The sequence below is a fragment of the Streptomyces sp. NPDC002870 genome, from assembly GCF_042888505.1.
Taxonomy (GTDB): domain Bacteria; phylum Actinomycetota; class Actinomycetes; order Streptomycetales; family Streptomycetaceae; genus Streptomyces.
This window is the reverse complement of the sequence record NZ_JBIAPW010000017.1, coordinates 45,205-68,274: the sequence shown is the minus strand read 5'-3', so window position 1 is coordinate 68,274 and position 23,070 is coordinate 45,205. Positions and strand designations below refer to the sequence as shown.

Below are 23,070 nucleotides of genomic sequence, written 5' to 3'. Positions count from 1 at the left end.
TCGGCCGCACCGTGGACCCCGCGACGAGCTACGCGCGGGCCGCGTCCTCGTCGTCGTCTTCCGGGAGTTTGCAGACCCGCTCGAGGAAGAACGCCGCCGCGATCACGCCGATCCCCGCCACCACCGACAAACCCGCATAGATCGCCTGGTCCCGGCGCGCCGGGATGTCCAGGGAGCCGAGCAGATACACGCCCGCGCCGCCGTACATGCCCGCCACCAGCGCCGCCACCAGTGCGCTCGCCTGGCCGAAAACCACCGCTCGGGCCGCCATCAGCGGCTCAACGCCCCTCGCGCCCGGGCGTCGTTCGCGCTGGGCCCGCAGGCGTGCGCGGAGCGAGAGCGCGGTCGCGGTGAGGGTGACGGCGATCACCGCCAGCACGATCGGCGCGGCCAGTGGCACGCTCGGCAGAGTCCCGAACGCGTCCCACAGTCGGGCGCCGCCCCAGGACAGCACCCCGGCCGCGGCGAAGAGACCGGCCAGTACACCGAGCCGTAGTTGCTTCACCGAGAGTGCCGCCCTTCACCTGTCCGCCGTACGCAAGAGCCTAACGACTACTCGGGCAGACGGAGTTCCAGGTCGGCGCGCGGAACCACGGCATCCCGGCCGACGCCGGCCAGCAGCTGCGCCACCGGACCGTAACCCGGAATGTGCGCCTCCGGATCGATGTCGTACCAGGGGGCGAGTACGAACGCGCGCTGGTGGGCGCGGGGGTGGGGCAGCGTGAGCAACGGGTCGTCGGAGACCACGTCGGCGTACGCCACGATGTCGACGTCGATGGTACGCGGACCCCAGCGCTCCTCGCGGACCCGGTCGAAGGCCTCTTCGATGGCCTGGCCGCGCTCCAGCAGGGAGGACGGCGGAAGGGTGGTCTTGATCACAACGACCGCGTTGAAGTACGCGGGCTGGCTGCCGGGCTCGACGCCCCACGGCTCCGTCTCGTACACCGGAGACACGGCCTTCACCCGCAGCCCGGGCGTGTCCTCGAGCGCGTCGATCGCGCCCTGGATGGTCTCCAGGCGGTTGCCGAGATTGGAGCCGAGGGCGATCACGGCCCGTTTCGGATTGGACAGGGTGATGTCCGCCGCATCGACCTGCTCCACCACGGAGGCGGGTACCGGCTGCACGGTCGGGTCGCTCTGCGTCCCGTTGGAAAACACAGTCATACTCGGCTCCGGGTGATCGTGATGGTCACATCGTCGAAAGGCACCGTGATCGGTGCGTCCGGCTTGTGCACGACCACCTCGACCTCTTCGACGCCGTCATGCTTGAGGCACTGCTGGGCGATCCGCTCAGCCAGCGTCTCGATCAGGTCGACGGGCTCGCCCGCGACGACCGCGACGACCTCCTCGGCCACAATGCCGTAGTGCACGGTCTTCGCCAGGTCGTCGTCGGCCGCCGCGGGGCGGGTGTCGAGCCCGAGCACCAGGTCCACGATGAAGGTCTGGCCCTCCTCGCGCTCCCGGGGGAAAACGCCATGGTGCCCGCGGGCCTTGAGGCCGCGCAGCGCGACACGATCCACGCGAATCACTCCTGCTGTCGTTGGTCTTGCGGGCACGCTGCCGAGTGCGGTCGGCCCGTGTCCACCATCGAATCTACCTGCGAGCGCTGACAGCCCTCGCCCACAGGGGCCGTGGACGGGGTCCGCGGCGACGCCCCCGCGAGGCTGGTAGCCGCCCCTACCCGGAGGCCCGGAATTCCAACCTCCACAGGGCCGCTTACCCACTTACGAGGGGGTCTCGTCGTCCTCTTCTTCGTCGCTTTCAGCCAGTACGGGTGATCCGTGATGTGACCAGATCTTCCATCCGTCGGATGTGCGACGAAACACATTGGTGGCGACGACGAGCTGGCCGACGAGGGGGCCGAGTTCGCCGCTCTCCTCGGCGGGGCCGCCGCTGAGGATGTTCTCCGTACAGGTCACCAGGGCGGTGTCGCCGGCGAGGCTCACCTTGACGTCGGTGAGGAAGAACTGGATGTACTCGGTGTTCGCCATGATCAGGGCGTACGAGCGGAGCACCTCGCCGCGGCCGGAGAGCACGGGCCAGCCGGGGTGGATGCACGAGATGCCCTCGTCCAGCCAGAGGCTGGAGAGCTCGTCGAAGTCACCGCGCTCCATGGTCTCGTAGAACGTGGTGTTGGCCGCTTCGACCAGCTCTACGTCGGTACGGCTCACCGGGCGGCCTCGACGGCCCGGGCGACGCGGACGGCGTCGGCCGTGGCGCGCACTTCGTGGACCCGGACGGCCCAGGCGCCCTCGTGCGCCGCGATGGCGGAGACCGCGGCGGTGGCCGCGTCCCGCTCTCTGGCGGGCGGCGGGGCGCCCTCCTTGGCCAGTACGTGGCCGAGGAACCGCTTGCGGGAGGCGGCGACGAGCACGGGGCGGCCGAGCGCGCGGATCTCGGCGAGGTGGGCGACGAGGGCGAGGTCGTGCTCGGCCTGCTTGGCGAAGCCGAGGCCGGGGTCGATGACGAGGCGCTCGGGGGTGATGCCGCCGGCGACGACGGCGTCCACGCGGTCGCGCAGCTCGGTGACGACTTCGGCCACGACGTCGGTGTAGACGGCGCGGCTGTTCATGTCGTGGCTGAAGCCGCGCCAGTGCATCACGACGAAGGGGACGCCGGTGGCGGCGACGGCGGGGACCATGCGGGGGTCGGCGAGGCCGCCGCTGACATCGTTGACGAGGACTGCGCCGGCGGCGACGGCCTTTTCGGCGACGGAGGCGCGCATGGTGTCGACGGAGACGGTGACGCCCTCGGCGGCGAGGCCGCGGACGACGGGGATCACGCGCCGCAGCTCCTCGTCCTCGTCGACGCGGCTGGCGCCGGGTCGGGTTGACTCGCCGCCGACGTCGACGAGGTCGGCGCCTTCGGTGACGAGGTCGAGGCCGCGCTTGACGGCGGCGGTGGTGTCGAACCAGCGGCCGCCGTCGGAGAAGGAATCGGGCGTCACATTGACGACGCCCATGACCGCACAGCGATCCCACTCCGGCAGCCCACTGACTGTGCCTCGTCCGCGCAACGTACTCATACGCCCAGCCTAGGCCCGCGAGCCGGACCACCAGTCACGCCGGTGGGCGCGGGCGGGGTTTGTTCCCCACCCGCCCGCCCTTGAGATGTCGGGGGTACGGGGTACCCCCACGCCCCCGGCGGCGCGGCAGCTTCGCGCCGCGGGGCTGGGGCCTGCCCGCGCGGCGACAAGCAGCCGGGCGGGGCCGGGGCACCCCCCTGGCGGGAGCCCGCGGTCGGGTGGCGGTGTGCCCCCGGCCGCCCGGGGCGGCAGCTTCGTGCCGCTCCGAGGGCCCCGAGGCGGGAAGCCCGTCAGTCCGGACCGCCCCGCGGCGGGCAGTCAGGCGGGCCGGGGCACCCCGGTCCTCGGGGCGGCGGCTTCGCGCCGCTCGGCGGGGCCCTGGGCCGGACTGCCCCACGGTCCGGCCATGGGCCGGACCGCCCCGCGACGGCATCCGAGGGGTCGGCGGGGCCGGGGCAGGCGGGCCCGGCGACCTTCCTACGCCGCGCGGATCTCGCGTTCCGGCTGGGGCCGCGTGATGTGGGCGCAGGGCCGGGGCTGGCGCGTCGGGCGGCGACGGGGGAACAGGCGGGGGAGCGTGACGTTCACGAAGCCCTCTGCCTGCATCGCGGCGAAGCCGATGCGCGGCAGGTCGCGGGTGTTACGGAAGACCACGAAACGCGGCTCCCAGCGCGGCCGGAACTTCGCGTTGAACTTGTACAGCGACTCGATCTGGAACCAGCGGGACAGGAACACGAGCAGGCCGCGCCACATCCGCAGGACAGGGCCCGCGCCGATCTTCTCGCCGCGGGCGAGAGCCGAGCGGAACATCGCGAAGTTGAGCGAGACCCGCTCGATCTTCAGCCCCGGCGACGCCTGCAGCGAGGCGACGATCAGCAGTTCGTTCATGCCCGGGTCGGCCGAGCGGTCGCGCCGCATCAGCTCCAGGGACATGCCGTCCGTACCCCACGGGACGAAGTGGATGATCGCCTTCAGGTCGCCGTAGGGGGACTCCGCGTCCTCCTTGTGCGCCGTGGCGATCACCGCGTCGCCGTCGGCCGGGTCGCCTATCCGGCCCAGCGCCATCGAGAAGCCCCGCTCGGTGTCGGTGCCGCGCCAGTCCGCCGCGGCCAGCCGGATCTGCTCCAGCTCCTCGTCGGAGATGTCACGAGCGCGCCGTACCCGGGTCTCGTAGCCATTGCGCTCGATGCGCTTCACCATCTGGCGTACGTTGCGCATCGCGCGCCCGGTGAGGGAGAAATCCGCGACATCCACCACCGCCTCGTCACCGAGTTCCAGCGCGTCAAGCCCCGTCTCCCGGGTCCAGACCTCGCCGCCGGTCTCCGAACAGCCCATCACCGCCGGGGTCCAGGAGTGCGCCTTCGCCTCGTCCATGAAGCGCTCGATCGCGCCCGGCCATGCCTCGACGTCGCCTATCGGGTCGCCGCTGGCGAGCATCACGCCGGAGACGACGCGGTAGCAGACCGCCGCCTTGCCGCTGGGCGAGAAGACGACGCCCTTGTCGCGGCGGAGCGCGAAGTGACCCAGCGAGTCGCGGCTGCCGTGCCTGGCCAGCAGGTCGCGCAGTCGGCGCTCGTCGTCCTCGGTGAGGTGCGCGGCCGGGTGCTCCGGCCGGAAGGCGAAGTAGATCGTGGTGACGGCGGTCAGCAGGCCGAGCGCGCCGAGGGAGTAACCGACGGTCCAGGAGACCCTGCCGGCGTAGTCGACGGGGCCTTCGAAGCCGAAGAGCCCGTACAGGACATGCTCCAGGCGGTCCGTCAGGCTCGGGCTGCCGACCACCTTGCCCGGGTGCGCGCTGACGATGACCAGGCCGAGACCGAGCGAACCGGCGCCCATGAGGATGAAGTTGGCGAGCGCCTTCCACCGGCTGCGCGGATCGGGCAGCGCCGCGAATTCGCTCCGGTGCCGCACCAGCAGCGTCAGAAGCGCCAGCGAGAGCAGTACGCCGATGACCGAGTGCCGGTAGACGAACTGCCCCACGGCCCCGGCGGGCAGCAGAATCACAGCGGCCCGCCAGGCCCGGCGCTTGTGGCGCTTGAGTCCGTGGGCGAGCAGCAGCAGCAGTACGCCCGCGCTCAGCGAGAGCGCCGCGGCGAACGGCCCCATGGCCCCCGGCAGCACCTCGGCGAGCGAGTGCATGCGGCTGTGCCGGAAGCGGGGGAAGACCCCGGCGGCGATGTCGATCAGGCCGACGAGTGTGCAGGCCGTGCCGACCAGCGTAGGGACCGCTTCCGGGCGGGGGCCGCGCAGCACGCGACGTACCCAATCCGGAACCAATCCTGATTTGTCCTCATCTACCGTTGCAGACATCGCTTCCCGTGGCTCCGCGAGAGATCCTGTGTCCGTGGGCCGCAGAACATTGGGCTCCGGACGATTTGCGTTCTCTAGGACGGGACTTCCGGGGGGCGGGTTCACTCATTCACAGGAAATTCTCAAGGAAGAAAGCTCACGCGACTCATGGGTCTGACCAGTAACAAAGTTCTGGCCTTGGCCACCCTCGTGGCAGTGCTGCTGTTCGCGGCCACGATCTGGCTCTGGCCGCGACTCGCCCGTCGCGGCTGGGGCGCCGTCACCGGCAGGATCGGGCTGCTGCTCGCGACCCAGCTCGCGCTCTTCGCCGCCGTCGGCCTCGCGGCCAACAACTCCTTCCTCTTCTACGGCTCCTGGTCCGACCTCTTCGGTCAGAAGCAGGACCTCGGTGTGGTCGTGGACCACTCGGCCGGAGGCAAGCGGATCAAGGTCGTCGAGAAGCAGAAGCTGGATGTGCCGGGCGGCTCACGGCCGGAGACGGGCGGTCAGATCCAGAAGGTCGTCGTCGCCGGCGAGAAGTCGAAGATAGACAGCCCGGCGTATGTCTATCTGCCGCCTGAGTATTTCCAGCCGAAATACGCGAAGAGTACATTTCCGGCTGCTCTCGTGCTGACCGGATACCCGGGGACGGCGGAGAATCTGCTCAAGGGACTGAAGTATCCGAGGACGGCGTTTCTGCAGGCCAAGGCCGGCAAGATGCAGCCGATGATCCTGGTCATGATGCGACCGACCGTCGCGCCGCCACGGGACACCGAATGCGTGGACATACCGGGCGGGCCGAAGACCGAGACCTTCTTCGCCAAGGATCTGCCGAAGGCGGTCTCGGAGACCTACCGGGTCGGGACCAAGCCCCAGAACTGGGGGTTCATGGGGAATTCGACCGGCGGCTACTGCGCCCTGAAGATCGCGCTGCACCACCCGGAGCAGTTCGGGGCGAGCGCGGGCCTCTCCGCGTACTACAAGGCCGCCGACGACCCCACCACCGGTGATCTCTTCCACGGCAACAAGAAGGAGAAGAGCCGGGCCAACTTGCTGTGGAGCCTTGACCACCTGCCGCAGGGGAAGTCGTCCTTCCTGGTGACCAGTTCCAAGGAGGGCGAGGCGAACCTCAAGTCGACCCTCCAGTTCATCGACAAGGTGAAGTCGCCCGCGCGCGTCTCGTCGATCATGCTCGACAGCGGCGGGCACAACTTCAACACCTGGCGGCGCGAGATCCCGCCGGCTCTGGTGTGGATCAGCGGCAGGCTCAGCGCTTCGTGAACTGCGGTTCCGGAACTGCGGTTGGTGGACTGCGGCCCGTGAACTGCCGTTCGCAGACTGCGGTTCGCGAACTACGTAGCCGTCTTGACCGTTTCGATCGTCTCCAGCGCGACCGCGGTACGGGGGATGTCCTGTGCGTCCGCGTCGATCGAGCGGCGCAGCGCCTCGTGCAGCCGGGCCGGTGTGAGGACCCCCAGAAAATGCCCGGTCTCCTCCTTGTCGATCACCGCGATCCAGCCCGCGTCGTGCTGGAGCATGGTGGCGAAGGCCTGCTTGAGGGAGGCGCCGACGGGCAGCCAGGCCTCCATCCGGCGGGCGTGTTCGCGCACGGAGCCGGGCTGTCGCGCCTGCTCGGCGGAGATCCAGCCGTGCAGATTGTCCGCGCCGTCCAGCACGACGGCCCAGCGGGAGCCGAGTTCCCGGGGCAGCGGGTCGTCGAGATGGACGACGGGAGGCTGCTCCAGGTCGCCCTCCTCGATGGGCGTGACGGACAGCCGCTTGAGGCCGCGGTCCGCGCCGACGAAGTCAGCTACGTACGGGGTCGCGGGGGTGCCCAGGACCGCGGCCGGGGCGTCGAACTGCTCGATCCGCCCCTGCCCGTAGACGGCGATACGGTCACCGAGGCGGACGGCCTCCTCGATGTCATGGGTGACGAAGAGCACGGTCTTCTTGACCTGGGACTGGAGTCTGAGGAACTCGTTCTGCAGATGCTCGCGCACGACCGGGTCGACCGCGCCGAACGGCTCGTCCATCAGCAGCACGGGCGGGTCGGCGGCCAGCGCCCGGGCCACGCCGACGCGCTGGCGCTGGCCCCCGGAGAGCTGCTCGGGGTAGCGGTCGCCGTACGTCTTGGGGTCCAGGCCCACCAGGTCGAGGAGCTCGGCGGCGCGCTCGCGGCCCTTGCCGCGCTGCCAGCCGAGGAGATGGGGGACGGTCGCGGTGTTCTCCAGGACCGTTTTGTGCGGGAAAAGGCCGACCTGCTGGATCACATAGCCGATACGACGGCGCAGTTGGACGGGGTCGATGGCGGATATGTCGGCCCCGTCGAGGAATATCCGGCCGCTGCTCGGCTCGATGAGGCGGTTGACCATCTTCATGGTCGTGGTCTTGCCGCAGCCGGACGGTCCGACGAGCGTGACCAGTTCGCCCTCGGCGACCTCGAACGACAGGTCGTCGACCGCTGTCGTCCCGTCCGGGTACCGCTTGGTGACGTGCTCGAAACGGATCATGGTTCCTCATTGTGACGGGTGTTGTGTGAAAGCCATGTTGCTGCAATGTGGCGGCCTCGGCGATTGTCAGTGCTCGGGGATATGGTCGCCGGACATACATACGTTCGGCACTGCTGGGGAGGTGGGGATGGGTGAGTACGCAGTTTGCGGCGCAAAGCTGCCTGGCGGCCAATGACTGGATCTGCGGGGAGTACGTCCGCACCCGCAGCCAGGAGCTGACCGACGCGACTGTCCAGCATGTCTGGATCACCGTGGTGTCCGTCCTGATCGGCCTTGCCGTGGCCTTTCCGCTGGCGCTGCTCGCCCGCGCCCAGCCGCGGTTCGCGGGGCCGGTCCTGGGGCTCACGACCCTGCTCTACACAATTCCGTCGCTGGCGATGTTCTCGCTGCTGCTGCCGGTCTTCGGCCTTTCCGCCGCGCTGGTGGTGACCGGCCTGGTGCTCTATTCGCTCACCATTCTCGTGCGGAACATCATTGCGGGCCTCGACGCGGTGCCCGACGAGGCGCGGGAGGCCGCGCGCGGCATGGGATACGGAGCGGGGCGGCTGCTCTGGGAGGTCGAACTGCCGCTCGCGCTGCCGGCGTTGATGGCGGGCCTGCGGATAGCGACCGTATCGACGATCGCGCTGACGACCGTCGGCGCGCTGGTCGGCAAGGGCGGTCTGGGCAATCTCATAGACGACGGAGTGCAGACCACCTTCAAGGCACAGGTGCTGACCGCGTCCGTGCTGTGTGTGCTGCTGGCGGCCGTGGCGGATGTGCTGCTGCTCGGACTGCAACGGCTGCTGACGCCCTGGACCCGAATACGCACGCTGAAGCCCTCGGTGAAGCCGTCGGTGGAGCGCACGGCGAAGGTGAAGGTGGCGGGCTGATGGGGGTAGTGGCCGACGCGTGGACGTGGCTGACCACCGGCTCCAACTGGTCGGGGGAGAGCGGCGCCTGGCACCGCCTTGGCGAGCATGTCTACGTCAGCGGGATCGCCCTCGCGCTGGCCTGCGCGATCGCACTGCCGGTCGCGCTGTGGCTGGGGCACCTGGGCAAGGGCGGCGCGCTCGCGATCAATATCTCCAACGCCGGACGGGCGATCCCCGTCTTCGCGGTCCTCGCCCTCTTCATGCTCACGCCGCTGCGCAGCGCCGGCTATCTGCCGACGATCATCGCCCTGGTGCTGTTCGCGGTCCCGCCGCTGCTGACCAACGCCTATGTCGGCATGCGCGAGGTGGACCGGGCGGTGGTGGAGGCCGCGCGGGGGATGGGGATGTCCGGCGGCCAGCTCTTCCTCCGGGTCGAACTGCCCCTCGCCTACCCGCTGCTCATGACCGGCCTGCGGTCGGCCGCCGTCCAGGTGGTGGCCACGGCCACGATCGCCTCGATGGTCGGCCAGGGCGGCCTGGGCCGGATCATCACGGCGGGATTCAACACGTACAACACCCCGCAGGTGGTGGCGGGCGCGCTTCTCGCCGCGCTGCTTGCGCTGCTCGTGGAGGGAGCGCTGGTGGCGGCCGACCGGCTGCTGAGCCCCCTCCGTAAGACCGTGTGACAACCCTTGGACGGAGAACCTGATGAGCAAGACCTCGCGCATCGCGGGTGCGGTACTCGGTGTGGTGGCCCTGACGGGTTCTCTCGCCGCATGCGGCGGCGACAGCCTGGAGAAGGAGAAGGGCGGCTCGGCATCGGGCGGTGGGTCGGGCGAGAAGGGCGCGCTCGTCGTCGGCGCCGCATCCTTCACCGAGTCCAAGGTGCTCGCCGAGCTGTACGCGCAGATCCTGGCCGACGCCGGATACAAGACGTCGGTCACCACGGTGAAGAACCGTGAGCTGTACGAACCCTCCCTGGAGAAGGGCGAGATCGACGTCGTACCGGAATACGCCGCGACGATCGCCGAATTCCTCAACGCCAAGGTGAACGGGCCGAAGGCGCCCGACGAGAAGCCGGTGGCGTCCGGTGACGTCGACGCCACCGTCGCCGCTCTCACCAAGCTCGCGGAGCCGCGCGGACTGAAGGTGCTGCCGGCCGGCGCGGCCGTCGACCAGAACGCCTTCGCGGTGAGCAAGGAATTCGCCGAGAAGAACAACCTCAAGACTCTTTCCGATCTTGGCAAGTCGAAGCTCAAGGTGAAGATCGCGGCGGGCGACGAGTGCGAGGTACGGCCGTTCTGCGCGCCGGGTCTGAAGAAGACGTACGGCATTGACGTCACGGGCATCGACCCCAAGGGAGTCGGCACCCCGCAGTCCAAGCAGGCGGTCAAGGACGGCGCCGACCAGCTGGTGCTGACCACGACCACCGACGCGGTGCTGGACGGCCTGGTCTTCCTTCAGGACGACAAGAAGCTCCAGAACGCCGACAACGTCCTGCCGGTGGTCAATGCGAAGGACGCGGGATCGAAGGAGATAGCCGACGTCCTCGACAAGCTCACCAAGGTGCTGACCACCGAGGATCTTGCGGAGTTGAACCGCAAGGTGGACGCCGAGCGCGCCAAGCCGGAGGACGCGGCGAAGGCATATCTCGAGTCGAAGGGGCTGCTCAAGAAGTAGGTGCGGTGCGGCCCGGTGTTCTTTCAATGAGAGATTTGCCGGGCCGACACCCCATTCGGCGTCTACGCACGGTAAATTTCAGGCCATGCCCCGTGGACGCCACCGCCATTCCCCGCCCCTTCACAGGCTGCTGCCGCCCTCGGCGGTCGCCGGAGCGTCGGTGCTGTGCGCCGCCGGCGCGTGGTTTCTGGCGGAGCCAGTCGTGCTCCGTTCGCTGGTCACCGCCGCGACGGCCGCCGCCGTGACCGGCGCGGTCCTGATGCGCAGCTGGGACCGGGCCGCCGGGCGCCGGGTCGCTGAGCTCAGCCGCGCCCGCGCGAGCGACCAGTGGAAGACCGAGGAGCGCATAGCCGAACTCGAGACGGACATCGAGGAGTCGCGCGAGCTGCGCGCCAAGCTCGATGCGAGGCTGCGCGCAAAACGGGTCGAACTGGCCGCCCTGCGTGGTGAGCACGCCGCGCTCCTGCGGCGGTACGCGACCGCCGAGACCGAGCGGGCCGGCGTGCTCGAGGACCGCCGCCAGCTCGCGCTGGAAGCGGCATCCCCGGTCAAGGCGCTGCCCCCGGCGGGGACCACGCCCACCCCGGCGACGTATCTGCGCGCCAACAAGGCACTGGACGACCTGTCGCGCAACGCCGCGGCGCAGGAGGCGAAGCGCACCGTCGAGGAGGCCCGGCAGCGCGATCTGGCCGAGCGGGCCCGTGAGGCGGACGAGCCGCAGGGGAAGCACGCGGCGGTCGCCGGGGGAGAGCAGCACACCCGCCCGTCGTCCGCCGTCCCCGCCCGTCGTCCCGTCCCTGCGGCGACAGCCATCGCTCCCTACGGTCCGCAGCGCCGTCGGCCCAAGCGCCCCGAGGGCGGCTTCGACTTCTTCGGCACGGGCGGGGATGCCGCTTCCGGTCCCGGTGCGCAGAAGGCGATAGAGGCCGCGCAGAACGAGGACCTCGCGGACGTGGTGGGCGAGGAGCTGGCCGCGCAGCGTACGGCGGACTCGCGGGCGGTCGGCAAGGTCATCGACCTGACGGCGCACGACGAGACGGAGCAGCTGGACGTGGCGGAGCTGCGCGACGCGGTCGGCTGACGGACCCGGCGGACGGTCCGCGTACGGCCTGGTCCGGGTGCCACGTGGGCGGCTGGGTACGGCCTGGTCCGGGTGCCAGGTGGTCCGCGTACGGCCTGGTCCGCGTACTACTTGTCGATGTCGCCGACGACGAAGAACAGCGAGCCCAGGATCGCCACCATGTCCGCGACCAGCGTCCCCGGCAGCAGCACCGTCAGCGCCTGGATGTTGTTGTACGACGCCGAGCGGAGCTTCAGCCGGTAAGGGGTCTTCTCGCCCTTGGAGACCAGGTAGTAGCCGTTGATCCCGAGCGGGTTCTCGGTCCAGGCGTAGGTGTGGCCCTCGGGCGCCTTCAGCACCTTCGGCAGTCGCTGGTTGATCGGCCCCGGCGCGAGCTCGGCGATCCGGTCCAGGCACGCGTCCGCCAGGTCCAGCGCGTTGTGGGTCTGGTCGAGCAGCACCTCGAAGCGGGCCAGGCAGTCGCCCTCCGCCCGTGTGACGACCTTGAGGGTGTCCTGCAGCTCCCCGTACGCCAGATACGGCTCGTCGCGCCGCAGATCGAAGTCGACGCCGGACGCGCGGGCGATGGGGCCGCTCACTCCGTACGCGTGCACCGCCTGCGCCGACAGGACGCCCACGCCACGCGTACGGCCGCGGAAGATCTCATTGCCTATGACCAGCCGGTCGTACACGTCCATCCGCGACTGGAGGGCGGCGACGGCCTCGCGTGCCCGGCCGAGCCAGCCCGCAGGGAGGTCCTCCTTCAGGCCGCCGACACGGTTGAACATGTAGTGCATCCGGCCGCCGGAGACCTCCTCCATGACGTGTTGGAGGTCCTCGCGTTCACGGAAGGCGTGGAAGATCGGGGTGATTCCGCCCAGTTCGAGGGGGTACGACCCGAGGAACATCAGGTGGTTGAGGACGCGGTTGAGCTCGGCGAGGAGCGTACGGGTCCAGACCGCGCGTTCCGGGACTTCCATGCCGAGCATCCGCTCGACGGCCATCACGACGCCGAGTTCGTTGGAGAAGGCGGAGAGCCAGTCGTGGCGGTTGGCCAGCATCACGATCTGGCGGTAGTCGCGCGCCTCGAAGAGCTTCTCGGCGCCGCGGTGCATATAGCCGATGACCGGCTCGGCGTGCTGGATGCGCTCTCCGTCGAGTACGAGACGGAGGCGGAGTACGCCGTGGGTGGAGGGGTGCTGGGGGCCGATGTTGAGCACCATGTCGGTGCTTTCCGCCGCGCCGCCGATGCCGACCGTCGTCTCCGTCATGGCGCCAGTATCCCCCGGCCGGGGCGCGGCTGGGCTCCGCCCCGGACCCCGGGTCCTCAATCTCCCTCAGCTACCGCTGGGAGGCGCCCCCAGGACGGGCTTGAAGGTTGCGCAGCCGTGCCGGTCAGCCCGCCGGGCCGCCAACTCGCTGCAGCAGCCAGCCGAAGTCGCCCAGGCCGCCCCGTGCCCGCAGTTCCGCCGCCTCGCCCGCCGAGGCCAGCGCGCGGACGTACGCAGCGGGGTCGGACGACGCCAGCGACAGTGGGGGCCGCCCTCCCGTGACACCCAGGCGGGCCAGCGCATCCCGCTGGGGCATCAGGTCCGCGCCCGGCAGCGCACACGCGTCCAGCGCCACATGGGAGGTGATGTCGCAGCTGCCGTCAGGGACGGGAGGGACCTCGCGGCCCTCCCGGAAGCCGGTCAGTGTGCCGAAGGGCGGCCGGGCGTCCCGTACATGCGCGTAGTCGGCCGCGACCGCCAGACCGGCCTCCAGCGTGCCCACCGCCGCGGACCACGCCTCGTCGCGCGGGCGGCCGATCTCCGCCCGCCTGCCCCGCTCCGTCAGGGGCCACCAGCGGGCCAGCCAGTCCGCGTCCGCGCCGCCCACGGGGGAGCCGAGGTGTTCCGTGCCGTCCGGGCGTACGAGGACGTAGCGCGCCACCCCGTCCGGGTCCACCTCGGCGACGTCAACCGGGACGTTGTCCAGCCACTCGTTGGCGAAGAGGAGCCCGCTCACGCCCGCGGGGAGCTCGGCGGTCCACTCGATACGGGGGTCGAGGCCGACGGGGCGGGCTGCACGTTCGACGGCGTACGCCCGGACCGGGAAGCCGGACGGGAGCACCGCCAGCACGCCCGTCACGAGTTCCCCGCGGCCCGCGCCGACGTCGACGAACGCCACCTCCTCGAGACCGGCCTTTTCCGCCGCGCTGAGGAGTAGCCGAGCGACCGCCGCGGCGAAGAGGGGCGAGACGTGCACGGACGTACGGAAGTGCCCGGCCGGTCCCTCGGGCTTCAGATAGAAGCCGTCGGGCCCGTACAGCGCGGCCTCTGTCGCTTCCCGCCAGCCGCGCCATTGGCACGTCTCACCCGTTACGTCATCCATCACGCGAACAAGTCTCCACCTTGCGGAGTACGCTGCCGCCATCCGGATCGCTCCTCCGGTTGACCCTGGCAGCTATCTGCTTTCTTTACGCTGGGTTACGTGCAGCTCCTCTATGACTTCATCCGCAGACACCCGACGGGCGTCGACACCTTCTGGGCTGTCGTGCTCTTCGGGTTCTCGATGCTGTGGGTGATCCAGGTGCCCGTCGGGGTCGAGGCCCGGACATCGGCAGCCGTGATCGTTCTCCTGCTGAGTCTGGTCGTGGCCCTGCGCCGCCGTATGCCGGAGAGGATGCTGGTCCTCGCCGCCGTACTGGGCGTCGCCCAGCTCGTGCTGGACATCGAGGTCAACCCGGCCGACTTCGCGATGCTGGTGATCATCTACACCGTCGCCGCGTACGACGGCTCGCGCTGGGCGTCCCGGCTGGCACTCCTCGGCGGGCTGGCGGCGGCGCCGTTGGCGCAGGTGCGCTGGCCGATGCAGGAAGCCGGTGCGGGCGGCAAGATCTTCTTCACGATCGTCATGAGCGCGACCTTCGCCCTCGCCTGGGTGCTCGGCGACTCGATACGGACCCGGCGCGCGTACTTCGCCCAGCTCGAGGAGCGCGCCACCCGGCTGGAGAAGGAGCGCGAGGCGCAGGCGAAGGTCGCCGTCGCCGCCGAGCGCGCCAGGATCGCCCGCGAGCTGCACGACGTCGTCGCGCACAACGTCTCGGTGATGGTGGTGCAGGCGGACGGCGCCGCCTACGTCCTGGACGCCGCGCCCGACCAGGCCAAGCAGGCGCTGGAGACCATCTCCACCACCGGCCGCCAGGCGCTCGCGGAGATGCGCAGGCTGCTCGGCGTGCTGCGCACCGGCGACGCCAAGGAGAGCGGTGAGTACGTCCCGCAGCCCGATGTGCAGCAGATCGAGGACCTGGTGGAGCACGTGCGCAGTGCGGGCCTGACCGTGGACTTCAAGATCGAGGGCACGCCGCGGCCCCTGCCGAGCGGCGTCGAGCTCACGGCGTACCGCATCGTCCAGGAGGCGCTGACCAACTCCCGCAAGCACGGCGGCCCGGAAGTCGGCGCCAGCGTACGGCTGGTCTACTTCGACGACGGCCTCGGCCTGCTGGTGGAGGACGACGGGCGCGGCGCGGCACACGAGATGTACGAGGACGGCGGCGCCGACGGCCGGGGCCACGGGCTCATCGGCATGCGCGAGCGCGTCGGTATGGTCGGCGGCACGCTCGACGCCGGGCCTCGGCCCGGCGGCGGCTTCCGGATCAGCGCACTGCTTCCCCTCAAGCCCGCCCACTAGAGACGTCCCGCCCACTAGAGACATAAGGACCCTGCTGACATGTCCATCCGTGTGATGCTCGTCGACGATCAGGTGCTGCTGCGCACCGGATTCCGGATGGTGCTGGCGGCCCAGCCGGACATGGAGGTCGTCGCCGAGGCGGGCGACGGCGCGGAGGCGATCGAGAACCTCCGCTCCACGGCCGTGGACGTGGTGCTCATGGACGTCCGTATGCCGAGGATGGACGGCGTCGAGGCGACCCGCCGGATCTGTGCAGAGCCGGGGGCGCCGAAGGTGCTGATACTGACGACCTTCGATCTGGACGAGTACGCCTTCTCCGGGCTGAAGGCGGGCGCCAGCGGCTTCATGCTCAAGGATGTGCCGCCCGGCGAACTGCTCGGCGCGATCCGCTCGGTGCACAGCGGCGACGCCGTCGTCGCGCCGTCCACGACGCGACGGCTGCTCGACCGGTTCGCGCCGCTGCTGCCGAGAAGCGGCAAGGAGCCGCGGCACAAGGAGATCGAGAAGCTCACCGAGCGGGAGCGCGAGGTGATGCTGCTGGTCGCGCAGGGCCTGTCGAACGGCGAGATCGCGGGCCGTCTGGTGCTCTCGGAAGCCACGGTCAAGACGCATGTGGGCCGCATCCTCACCAAGCTGGGCCTGCGGGACCGGGTGCAGGTGGTGGTGCTGGCGTACGAGACGGGGCTGGTGCGGGCGGGCGGGGCGGGCTGATCAGTCTTCCCGGAGGACGAGGTCGAGCAGCCCGGGAAAGCGCGCGTCGAACTCCGTACGCCGTAGCCGGCTGACCCGCTTCGGCCCCATGTCCCGATGCTCGACGAGTCCGGCGGAGCGCAGCACCGAGCGGTGGCGGCTGATGGCCGCCTGACGCAGCGACTAACGCGGCACGGTCTCCAGGAAGTCGCTGCCGAGGCGGGCGACGGCGGCGCTCTCGGGGGTATGGGGGCGTCAGCCCCCGCGTTCCCTCCCCCGAGGGGGCTGTGGAGCATCCCCAGTTTCGGGATGGGGGTACCTCCCAGGCGAAGCTCTGGGGGAGGGCGGGGTGGGGGAGCTACCCCACCCGCCGCACAAACTCCTCCACCGCCTTCCTCACGTCCTCCCCCGTCCACTCCAGCCCCTCCGCCCCCACCGTCACTTCCGTCACCGCGATCCCCGGCGGGCACCCCTCCGTGAACCACCTGCGGAACAGCGTCACGCCCGTCTCCTCCGACTGGCCGAGCGCCGCCGCGTTCAGCGCGTCCGCATCCGACGCCAGCCAGACCTGGAACTGGTGCGTATGCGGCTCATCCGGGTGGACGCGGAACCACGGGACGCCTGCCGCCGCGAAACCCTCCCGCAGCGCCGCCGCGACGACCTTCGCGTGGGCGACGTACGACGGCAGCCGCGGCAGCTCCCGTTCGAGGCCCAGCAGCGCCGACAGGGCCGTGGGGTACTGCTGGAAGATCTGGCCGCCGTACCGGTGGCGCCAGGCGACGGCCTCGTCGACCAGCTCCGGCGGGCCCGCGAGCACCGCGCCAGAAAGCGCGTCCAGGGACTTGTAGAAGGACACGTACACGCTGTCCGCCAGCGACGCGATCTCATCCAGCGCGCGGCCGAAGTGCGGGGCGCACTCCCATAGGCGCGCGCCGTCGAAGTGCACCACTGCATCGCGTGAGCGCGCCGCCTCCACGACCGCCACCAGCTCGTCCCACGTCGGCAGGACGAAACCCGCGTCCCGCAGCGGCAGTTCCAGCATCAGCGCCCCGAAGGGCTCGTCGAAGTCGAGCACCTCGTCGGCCGTCGGCAGCCGCGGCTCCCTCGTCGGGTGGACCGTGCGCAGCCCGCTCACCACCCCGAACGCACCCCGCTCGTGCAGCTCCGGATGCGCCTTCGGATGCAGCGCGACCGTCGCGTTCCCGGTACGCCCCGCCCAGCACCGCAGCGCCACCTGCTGCGCCATCGTCCCGGTCGGGAAGAACGCCGCGGCCGGGAAGCCGAGCAGCCGCGCCACCCGCTGCTCCAACTCGGCGACGACCCCGTTGCCGTATACGTCGGTCCATTCGTCCAGGTCGTAGACCGTCCCCGCGTCCGCCGCCAGCGCCGTCAGCCGCTCCCCGACGCGGCGGTCTGCGGAGGCCCGCCACAGCACCCGGTGCGAGGCCCGCCACGCGGCGAGCCTGCGCTGCCGCTCGTCCGGCTCGCCCACTTGGGCCTCGTCAGCTTCAGCCATGCTCCGATCATCGCCCACGCCACCGTCGGCGTCCTCCCCCTCGCCCACAGGCTGTGGACAACCGCAAGGGTGCGAGAGGCGCTGGCGTAGCATGACGAGAAATCGTCCGGTACCCCCCGCGGACTGGAACGGAAGGCCCCGCCGCGTGAATGCCACAGCACCACAGGAACCGCTCGACCCGCGGGACCGCCCAGCCCGCCTGACCGTGGGCGTCGTCGGCGCAGGCCGTGTCGGTCCGGCCCTCGCGGCGTCGCTGCAACTCGCGGGACACCGCCCCGTCGCCGTCTCCGGCGTCTCGGACGCGTCCGTACGACGGGCGGCCGTCCTTCTCCCCGACGTACCGCTGGTGACCCCCGCCGAGGTCCTCGCCCGTTCCGAACTGGTGCTGCTGACCGTTCCGGACGACGCGCTTCCGGGGCTGGTCGACGGACTCGTGGAGACCGGTGCCGTACGCCCCGGGCAGCTGCTCGTGCACACCTCCGGGCGGTACGGCGCGAACGTGCTGGACCCCGCCAGGCGAGCCGGCGCGCTGCCGCTCGCGCTGCACCCGGCGATGACGTTCACGGGGACGAGCGTGGACGTCCAGCGGCTGGCGGGCTGCTCGTTCGGAGTGACGGCCCCCGAGGAACTGCGGCTGGCCGCAGAGGCGCTGGTCATCGAGATGGGCGGCGAGCCCGAGTGGATCGAGGAGGAGGCCCGCCCGCTCTACCACGCGGCGCTCGCCCTCGGCGCGAACTACCTGGTCACGCTGGTCGCGCAGGCCATGGAGCTGCTGCGTACGGCGGGGGTCGCCGCCCCCGACCGGATGCTCGGCCCGCTGCTCGGCGCGGCCCTCGACAACGCACTGCGCTCCGGCGACGCGGCCCTCACCGGACCGGTCGCCCGCGGTGATGCCGGCACCGTCGCCGCCCACGTCGCGGAGCTGCGCAAGCACGCCCCCGGCATGGTCGCCGGCTATCTGACGATGGCGCGCACCACCGCCGACCGGGCCCTCGCGCACGGCCTGCTGAAACCGGAGATGGCGGAGGATCTGCTGGGCGTCCTCGCGGACGGTGACCCCCGATGAGCCGCAGGTTCGAACTCGTACCGACGCGCGAGGCGCTTCAGTACGCCCTCGACCACCGCGCCACCCCCGGCCGCATCGCCGTCGTGATGACCATGGGCGCGCTCCACGAAGGCCACGCCTCCCTGATCCGCGCCGCCCGCGCGCAGGTCGGGCCCGAAGGCTTCGTGACGGTCACGGTCTTCGTCAACCCGCTGCAGTTCGGTGCGGGCGAGGACCTGGACCGCTATCCCCGTACCCTCGAAGCCGATCTCAAGACGGCCGAACAGGCGGGCGCGGACGTGGTGTTCGCACCGTCCGCCGACGAGGTCTACCCCGGCGGCGAGCCGCAGGTCAGGATCGCCGCAGGCCCGATGGCCGAGCGCCTCGAAGGTGCTTCGCGCCCCGGCCACTTCGACGGCATGCTCACCGTCGTCGCCAAGCTTCTCCACCTCACCCGCCCCGATGTCGCCCTCTTCGGCCAGAAGGACGCGCAGCAGCTCGCCCTGATCCGCCGTATGGTCCGCGACCTGAACTTCCCGGTCGAGATCGTCGGCGTGCCCACCGTCCGCGAGAGCGACGGCCTCGCGCTGTCCAGCCGCAACCGCTACCTGTCGGCGGCCGAGCGGCGCACCGCGCTCGCCCTGTCCGGCGCGCTCTTCGCGGCCCACGACCGGCTCGCCGCCCAGCAGGCGCTGCACGCCCGCGCCGAGGCCACCCCCGGCACGCACGCCCGCGCCGCCGCGCTCTCCGCGATCGGCGAGGCGCGCGCCGCGGCCGACGCGCACGCGGTGGCCCAGGCGGGACCGGGCGGCGCCGACGGCGTACGAGCCGCGGCCCGTACCGTCCTCGACGAGGCAGCGCAGGCCGCGCCGCCCCTGGTCCTCGACTATCTGGCCCTGGTCGACCCGGCCACGTTCGCCGAGGTCCCCGACGACCACACCGGCGAGGCGATCCTCGCGGTCGCCGCGAAGGTCGGCGCGACGCGTCTGATCGACAACATCCCGCTGACCTTCGGGCCCCCGGTCTTCGACCCGCAGTCTCGCGAAGCGCCGTCTCGCGACGCGCAGCCCGTCGAAGCGCAGCCCCTCGCATCATCGACGCCCGACCACCCGCCGACCCTCGAACCCCCGACCTTCGGAGCCGCCAAGTGACCGGTATACGGCTGACCGCCCCCGCTCCCGGCTGGGCCATCGACGCCGACGTCGTCGTGGTCGGCTCCGGCGTCGCCGGCCTCACCGCCGCGCTGCGCTGCGCGGCCACCGGGCTGAGCACGGTCGTGGTCACCAAAGCCCGTCTGGACGACGGCTCCACCCGCTGGGCGCAGGGCGGCATCGCCGCGGCGCTCGGGGACGGCGACACCCCCGAGCAGCACTTGGACGACACCCTCGTCGCCGGCGCTGGCCTGTGCGACGAGGAGGCGGTACGCACCCTGGTCACCGAGGGCCCCGACGCCGTACGCAGGCTCATCGCCACCGGCGCGCACTTCGACACCTCCGAGGCCGGCGAGATCGAGCTCACCCGCGAGGGCGGCCACCACCGCCGCCGTATCGCGCACGCGGGCGGCGACGCGACGGGCGCCGAGATCTCCCGCGCCCTGGTCGAGGCGGTCCGCGCGGCCGGTCTGCGCACCATCGAGAACGCCCTGGTCCTGGACCTGCTGACGGACGCCGAAGGCCGTACGGCAGGCATCACCCTCCATGTCATGGGCGAGGGCCAGCACGACGGCGTCGGCGCGGTCCACGCCCCCACCGTCGTGCTCGCCACCGGCGGCATGGGCCAGGTCTTCTCCGCCACCACCAACCCCGCCGTCTCCACCGGCGACGGCGTCGCGCTCGCGCTGCGCGCCGGAGCGGAGGTCTCCGACCTCGAATTCGTACAGTTCCACCCGACGGTGCTCTTCCTCGGCGCGGACTCTGAGGGCCAGCAGCCGCTGGTCTCCGAGGCGGTACGGGGAGAGGGCGCCCACCTCGTCGACGCATCCGGCACCCGCTTCATGCTCGGACAGCACGAGCTGGCCGAGCTCGCCCCCCGCGACATCGTCGCCAAGGGCATCATGCGCCGCATGCAGGAGCAGGGCGCCGCGCACATGTATCTCGACGCCCGCCACTTCGGCGCCGAGATGTGGGAGCAGCGCTTCCCCACGATCCTGGCGGCCTGCCGCGCCCACGGCATCGACCCGGTCACCGAGCCCATACCGGTCGCCCCGGCCGCCCACTACGCCTCCGGCGGCGTCCGCACGGACCTGCACGGCCGCACGACCGTGCCCGGGCTCTACGCCTGTGGTGAGGTCGCCTGCACGGGCGTCCACGGCGCGAACCGGCTGGCCTCCAACTCCCTTCTGGAGGGCCTTGTCTTCGCGGAGCGCATCGCCGCCGACATCGCCTCCCGCGCCCCGCTCCCGGCCGGCGCGGCCGCCGAGCCCGCGACCCTGTCCGTACTGCCGCTCATCGCTCCCGAGGCGCGGTCCGACATCCAGCGGATCATGTCGCAGGGCGCCGGCGTGCTCCGCTCGGCCAGTAGCCTCGCCGGCGCGGCGGCCGCGCTGCACGCGGTCCACCGCAACGCCGTGCACGACCAGGAGGGTTCCGGCAAGACGGCCGAGCCCGGCGTCGAGTCCTGGGAGACGTCGAACCTCCTGTGCGTGGCCCGCGTGCTGACCACCGCGGCCCTCGAGCGCGAGGAGACCCGCGGCTGCCACTGGCGCGAGGACCGCCCCGAGCGCGACGACGCCGACTGGCGCCGCCATCTCGTCGTGCGTCTGGCTCCCGACCGCAGCCTTGTCGTCGGCCGCACCGAGAACACCGCTTTCGCCCCGACCGTCCCCGAATCCGTCCCCGCCACCGTCCCCGCCACCGTCCCCGACGCCCCCAGGGAGCCGTAACCGTGAGCACGCCCGAAGAACGTCCGCGTCCCGTGGACGTACCGCTGATCCAGATCGGCGCCCCCGCGACCGAGACGGGGGGGTGCTCAGACGCCTGCGGCTGCGGCGACGACGAAGCGTACGAGTGCGGTCTCGATCCCGCCCTGGCCCGACTGCTCGCCGACGCGGGCCTCGACCCGGTCCAGGTCGAGGACATCGCGCACCTCGCGCTCGGGGAGGACCTCGACGGCGGCGTGGACGTGACGACCGTGGCGACCGTCCCCGAGGACGCCGTCGCCACCGGCGACTTCACCGCCCGCGAGGCCGGCACGGTCGCGGGCCTGCGGGTCGCAGAGGCCGTCCTGTCGATCGTCTGCACCGAGTCGTTCGAGGTGGAGCGGCACGTCGAGGACGGCGACCGCGTCGAGGCCGGGCAGAAGCTGCTGTCCGTCACCACCAACACCCGCGATCTGCTCACCGGCGAGCGCAGCGCGCTGAACATCCTGTGCCGCCTGTCCGGCATCGCGACCGCGACCCGCGCCTGGGCGGACCTGCTCGAAGGCACCAGGGCCAGGGTCCGCGACACCCGCAAGACGACGCCCGGCCTGCGCGCCCTGGAGAAGTACGCGGTGCGCTGCGGCGGCGGCGTCAACCACCGTATGTCGCTGTCCGACGCAGCCCTGGTCAAGGACAACCACGTGGTGGCGGCGGGCGGCGTGGCCGAGGCGTTCAAGGCCGTACGGGAAGCCTTCCCCGACCTCCCCATCGAAGTCGAGGTGGACACCCTCCACCAGGTACGCGAAGTCCTCGACGCGGGCGCCGACCTGATCCTGCTGGACAACTTCACCCCGGCCGAGACAGAGGAGGCCGTCGCGATCGTCGCGAGCCGCGCCGCCCTGGAATCCTCCGGCCGCCTGACCCTCGAGAACGCCCGCGCCTACGCCGAGACGGGCGTCGACTACCTCGCGGTGGGCGCGCTCACGCACTCCTCCCCGATCCTCGACATCGGCCTCGACCTGCGCGAGGCAGGCATCTGATGCTGCTCACGATCGACGTCGGCAACACCCACACCGTCCTCGGCCTGTTCGACGGCGAGGAGATCGTCGAGCACTGGCGCATCTCCACCGACGCCCGCCGCACCGCCGACGAACTGGCCGTCCTGCTCCAGGGCCTGATGGGCATGCACCCGCTGCTCGGCGACGAGCTGGGCGACGGCATCGAGGGCATCGCCATCTGCTCCACCGTCCCCTCCGTCCTGCACGAGCTGCGCGAGGTGACCCGCCGCTACTACGGCGACGTGCCGGCGGTCCTCGTCGAGCCCGGCATCAAGACCGGCGTACCGATCCTGATGGACAACCCCAAGGAGGTCGGCGCGGACCGCATCATCAACGCGGTCGCCGCCGTCGACCTGTACGGCGGCCCGGCGATCGTCGTCGACTTCGGCACGGCGACGACCTTCGACGCGGTCAGCGCGCGCGGTGAGTACGCGGGCGGTGTGATCGCCCCGGGCATCGAGATCTCCGTCGAGGCGCTGGGCGTGAAGGGCGCACAGCTGCGCAAGATCGAGCTGGCCCGTCCGCGCAGCGTGATCGGCAAGAACACCGTCGAGGCGATGCAGTCCGGCATCGTGTACGGCTTCGCCGGTCAGGTCGACGGCGTCGTACGGCGCATGAAGGTCGAGCTGGCGGACGACCCGGACGAGGTCACCGTGATCGCGACCGGCGGTCTGGCCCCGATGGTGCTGGGCGAGGCGTCGGCGATAGACGAGCACGAGCCGTGGCTGACCCTGATCGGCCTGCGCCTGGTCTACGAGCGGAACGTCTCCCGGATGTAACCGGGGGCTTCGCCCCCAGACCCCAGAGCCCAGAC

The 23,070-nt window shown here is 71.2% G+C and carries 22 protein-coding genes and 1 pseudogene; 12 read left to right on the top strand and 11 right to left on the bottom strand.

The annotated features are described in order from the left end of the window. Nucleotides 1–28: 28 nt before the first annotated feature. The 6 genes from ACFYWY_RS21685 to ACFYWY_RS21660 form a co-directional block, all read right to left on the bottom strand. Complete coding sequence (locus tag ACFYWY_RS21685; protein ID WP_389189012.1) at nucleotides 29–505, bottom strand: DUF3180 domain-containing protein; 477 nt, start codon at nucleotides 503–505, stop codon at nucleotides 29–31. A 47-nt stretch (nucleotides 506–552) separates the two neighbouring features. Next, nucleotides 553–1,164, bottom strand: a complete 612-nt coding sequence (gene folK / locus ACFYWY_RS21680; RefSeq protein ID WP_389189009.1) for a 2-amino-4-hydroxy-6-hydroxymethyldihydropteridine diphosphokinase — start codon at nucleotides 1,162–1,164, stop codon at nucleotides 553–555. Beyond that, nucleotides 1,161–1,520, bottom strand: coding sequence for a dihydroneopterin aldolase (gene folB / locus ACFYWY_RS21675; RefSeq protein WP_389189006.1), 360 nt, complete (start codon nucleotides 1,518–1,520; stop codon nucleotides 1,161–1,163). The genes folK and folB overlap by 4 nt, the downstream gene beginning before the upstream one ends. Nucleotides 1,521–1,724: 204 nt before the next feature. Further along, complete coding sequence (locus tag ACFYWY_RS21670; RefSeq protein WP_389189003.1) at nucleotides 1,725–2,171, bottom strand: nuclear transport factor 2 family protein; 447 nt, start codon at nucleotides 2,169–2,171, stop codon at nucleotides 1,725–1,727. Beyond that, nucleotides 2,168–3,025 carry a dihydropteroate synthase gene (folP, locus tag ACFYWY_RS21665; protein ID WP_389189000.1) on the bottom strand — a complete coding sequence of 286 codons (858 nt, stop codon included), beginning with the start codon at nucleotides 3,023–3,025 and terminating at the stop codon, nucleotides 2,168–2,170. Before folP ends, ACFYWY_RS21670 begins: the two co-directional genes overlap by 4 nt. A 477-nt stretch (nucleotides 3,026–3,502) precedes the next feature. Further along, complete coding sequence (locus tag ACFYWY_RS21660) at nucleotides 3,503–5,335, bottom strand: phosphatidylglycerol lysyltransferase domain-containing protein (protein ID WP_389188997.1); 1,833 nt, start codon at nucleotides 5,333–5,335, stop codon at nucleotides 3,503–3,505. Between the two features lie 147 nt (nucleotides 5,336–5,482). Here ACFYWY_RS21660 and ACFYWY_RS21655 point away from each other — a divergent pair, with 147 nt between their 5' ends. Continuing rightward, entirely contained in the window at nucleotides 5,483–6,595 is a 1,113-nt protein-coding gene (locus tag ACFYWY_RS21655; protein WP_389188994.1) for an alpha/beta hydrolase, read from the top strand. A gap of 71 nt (nucleotides 6,596–6,666) precedes the next feature. On the opposite strand, the gene ACFYWY_RS21650 is transcribed toward ACFYWY_RS21655, so the two are convergent. Beyond that, entirely contained in the window at nucleotides 6,667–7,824 is a 1,158-nt protein-coding gene (locus tag ACFYWY_RS21650) for an ABC transporter ATP-binding protein (RefSeq protein WP_389188990.1), read from the bottom strand. A 131-nt stretch (nucleotides 7,825–7,955) separates the two neighbouring features. Between ACFYWY_RS21650 and ACFYWY_RS21645 the strand changes: the two genes are divergently transcribed. The 4 genes from ACFYWY_RS21645 (at nucleotide 7,956) to ACFYWY_RS21630 (ending at nucleotide 11,439) form a co-directional block, all read left to right on the top strand. Further along, nucleotides 7,956–8,696, top strand: a complete 741-nt coding sequence (locus tag ACFYWY_RS21645; protein ID WP_389188986.1) for an ABC transporter permease — start codon at nucleotides 7,956–7,958, stop codon at nucleotides 8,694–8,696. After that, nucleotides 8,696–9,364 (top strand): ABC transporter permease, encoded by a 669-nt coding sequence (locus ACFYWY_RS21640; protein WP_389188983.1) that lies wholly within the window; start codon nucleotides 8,696–8,698, stop codon nucleotides 9,362–9,364. Before ACFYWY_RS21645 ends, ACFYWY_RS21640 begins: the two co-directional genes overlap by 1 nt. A gap of 22 nt (nucleotides 9,365–9,386) precedes the next feature. Next, a complete protein-coding gene (locus ACFYWY_RS21635) occupies nucleotides 9,387–10,358 on the top strand; it encodes an ABC transporter substrate-binding protein (RefSeq protein ID WP_389188980.1) in 972 nt (323 codons plus the stop codon). An 85-nt stretch (nucleotides 10,359–10,443) separates the two neighbouring features. Then, nucleotides 10,444–11,439, top strand: coding sequence for a hypothetical protein (locus tag ACFYWY_RS21630; protein WP_389188978.1), 996 nt, complete (start codon nucleotides 10,444–10,446; stop codon nucleotides 11,437–11,439). A 107-nt stretch (nucleotides 11,440–11,546) separates the two neighbouring features. On the opposite strand, the gene ACFYWY_RS21625 is transcribed toward ACFYWY_RS21630, so the two are convergent. Both ACFYWY_RS21625 and ACFYWY_RS21620 read right to left on the bottom strand, forming a co-directional pair. Beyond that, nucleotides 11,547–12,689, bottom strand: coding sequence for an NADH-quinone oxidoreductase subunit D (locus ACFYWY_RS21625; protein WP_389188975.1), 1,143 nt, complete (start codon nucleotides 12,687–12,689; stop codon nucleotides 11,547–11,549). A gap of 124 nt (nucleotides 12,690–12,813) precedes the next feature. Further along, a complete protein-coding gene (locus tag ACFYWY_RS21620; RefSeq protein ID WP_389189242.1) occupies nucleotides 12,814–13,791 on the bottom strand; it encodes an SAM-dependent methyltransferase in 978 nt (325 codons plus the stop codon). A gap of 99 nt (nucleotides 13,792–13,890) precedes the next feature. On the opposite strand from ACFYWY_RS21620, the gene ACFYWY_RS21615 reads away from it, so the two are divergent. Next, nucleotides 13,891–15,090: a sensor histidine kinase gene (locus ACFYWY_RS21615; protein ID WP_389188971.1), complete on the top strand. Its 1,200-nt coding sequence runs from the start codon at nucleotides 13,891–13,893 to the stop codon at nucleotides 15,088–15,090. 39 nt (nucleotides 15,091–15,129) lie between these two features. Further along, nucleotides 15,130–15,801 carry a response regulator gene (locus ACFYWY_RS21610; protein WP_389188968.1) on the top strand — a complete coding sequence of 224 codons (672 nt, stop codon included), beginning with the start codon at nucleotides 15,130–15,132 and terminating at the stop codon, nucleotides 15,799–15,801. Here the strand turns inward: ACFYWY_RS21610 and ACFYWY_RS21605 are convergent. Beyond that, nucleotides 15,802–15,954: pseudogene (locus ACFYWY_RS21605) on the bottom strand (transcriptional regulator); the annotation flags it as partial. It abuts the gene before it with no gap. 184 nt (nucleotides 15,955–16,138) lie between these two features. Beyond that, complete coding sequence (locus ACFYWY_RS21600; protein ID WP_389188965.1) at nucleotides 16,139–17,296, bottom strand: threonine aldolase family protein; 1,158 nt, start codon at nucleotides 17,294–17,296, stop codon at nucleotides 16,139–16,141. Nucleotides 17,297–17,441: 145 nt separating this feature from the next. Between ACFYWY_RS21600 and ACFYWY_RS21595 the strand changes: the two genes are divergently transcribed. Genes ACFYWY_RS21595 through ACFYWY_RS21575 form a run of 5 tightly spaced genes read left to right on the top strand, consistent with a single transcriptional unit; the run spans nucleotide 17,442 to nucleotide 23,035 of the window. After that, a complete protein-coding gene (locus ACFYWY_RS21595) occupies nucleotides 17,442–18,362 on the top strand; it encodes a Rossmann-like and DUF2520 domain-containing protein (RefSeq protein WP_389188962.1) in 921 nt (306 codons plus the stop codon). Next, the gene (gene panC / locus ACFYWY_RS21590) at nucleotides 18,359–19,492 is read left to right on the top strand and encodes a pantoate--beta-alanine ligase (protein WP_389188959.1); all 1,134 of its coding nucleotides are present in this window, start codon (nucleotides 18,359–18,361) and stop codon (nucleotides 19,490–19,492) included. Before ACFYWY_RS21595 ends, panC begins: the two co-directional genes overlap by 4 nt. Next, entirely contained in the window at nucleotides 19,489–21,222 is a 1,734-nt protein-coding gene (locus tag ACFYWY_RS21585) for an L-aspartate oxidase (RefSeq protein WP_389188956.1), read from the top strand. The genes panC and ACFYWY_RS21585 overlap by 4 nt, the downstream gene beginning before the upstream one ends. A 2-nt stretch (nucleotides 21,223–21,224) precedes the next feature. Further along, nucleotides 21,225–22,238: a carboxylating nicotinate-nucleotide diphosphorylase gene (gene nadC / locus ACFYWY_RS21580; protein WP_389188953.1), complete on the top strand. Its 1,014-nt coding sequence runs from the start codon at nucleotides 21,225–21,227 to the stop codon at nucleotides 22,236–22,238. Next, nucleotides 22,238–23,035, top strand: a complete 798-nt coding sequence (locus ACFYWY_RS21575) for a type III pantothenate kinase (protein ID WP_215098503.1) — start codon at nucleotides 22,238–22,240, stop codon at nucleotides 23,033–23,035. Before nadC ends, ACFYWY_RS21575 begins: the two co-directional genes overlap by 1 nt. The last annotated feature ends 35 nt before the right edge of the window (nucleotides 23,036–23,070 follow it).

Bases quoted from the DNA above. Each gene is read 5' to 3' on its own strand.
- ACFYWY_RS21600 (WP_389188965.1), bottom strand. From the start codon at position 17,296: ATGGCTGAAGCTGACGAGGCCCAAGTGGGCGAGCCGGACGAGCGGCAG.
- ACFYWY_RS21655 (WP_389188994.1), top strand. From the start codon at position 5,483: ATGGGTCTGACCAGTAACAAAGTTCTGGCCTTGGCCACCCTCGTGGCA.
- ACFYWY_RS21610 (WP_389188968.1), top strand. From the start codon at position 15,130: ATGTCCATCCGTGTGATGCTCGTCGACGATCAGGTGCTGCTGCGCACC.
- ACFYWY_RS21640 (WP_389188983.1), top strand. From the start codon at position 8,696: ATGGGGGTAGTGGCCGACGCGTGGACGTGGCTGACCACCGGCTCCAAC.
- ACFYWY_RS21625 (WP_389188975.1), bottom strand. From the start codon at position 12,689: ATGACGGAGACGACGGTCGGCATCGGCGGCGCGGCGGAAAGCACCGAC.
- panC (WP_389188959.1), top strand. From the start codon at position 18,359: ATGAGCCGCAGGTTCGAACTCGTACCGACGCGCGAGGCGCTTCAGTAC.
- ACFYWY_RS21630 (WP_389188978.1), top strand. From the start codon at position 10,444: ATGCCCCGTGGACGCCACCGCCATTCCCCGCCCCTTCACAGGCTGCTG.
- ACFYWY_RS21575 (WP_215098503.1), top strand. From the start codon at position 22,238: ATGCTGCTCACGATCGACGTCGGCAACACCCACACCGTCCTCGGCCTG.
- ACFYWY_RS21620 (WP_389189242.1), bottom strand. From the start codon at position 13,791: ATGGATGACGTAACGGGTGAGACGTGCCAATGGCGCGGCTGGCGGGAA.
- folK (WP_389189009.1), bottom strand. From the start codon at position 1,164: ATGACTGTGTTTTCCAACGGGACGCAGAGCGACCCGACCGTGCAGCCG.
- ACFYWY_RS21660 (WP_389188997.1), bottom strand. From the start codon at position 5,335: ATGTCTGCAACGGTAGATGAGGACAAATCAGGATTGGTTCCGGATTGG.
- ACFYWY_RS21650 (WP_389188990.1), bottom strand. From the start codon at position 7,824: ATGATCCGTTTCGAGCACGTCACCAAGCGGTACCCGGACGGGACGACA.
- ACFYWY_RS21635 (WP_389188980.1), top strand. From the start codon at position 9,387: ATGAGCAAGACCTCGCGCATCGCGGGTGCGGTACTCGGTGTGGTGGCC.
- folP (WP_389189000.1), bottom strand. From the start codon at position 3,025: ATGAGTACGTTGCGCGGACGAGGCACAGTCAGTGGGCTGCCGGAGTGG.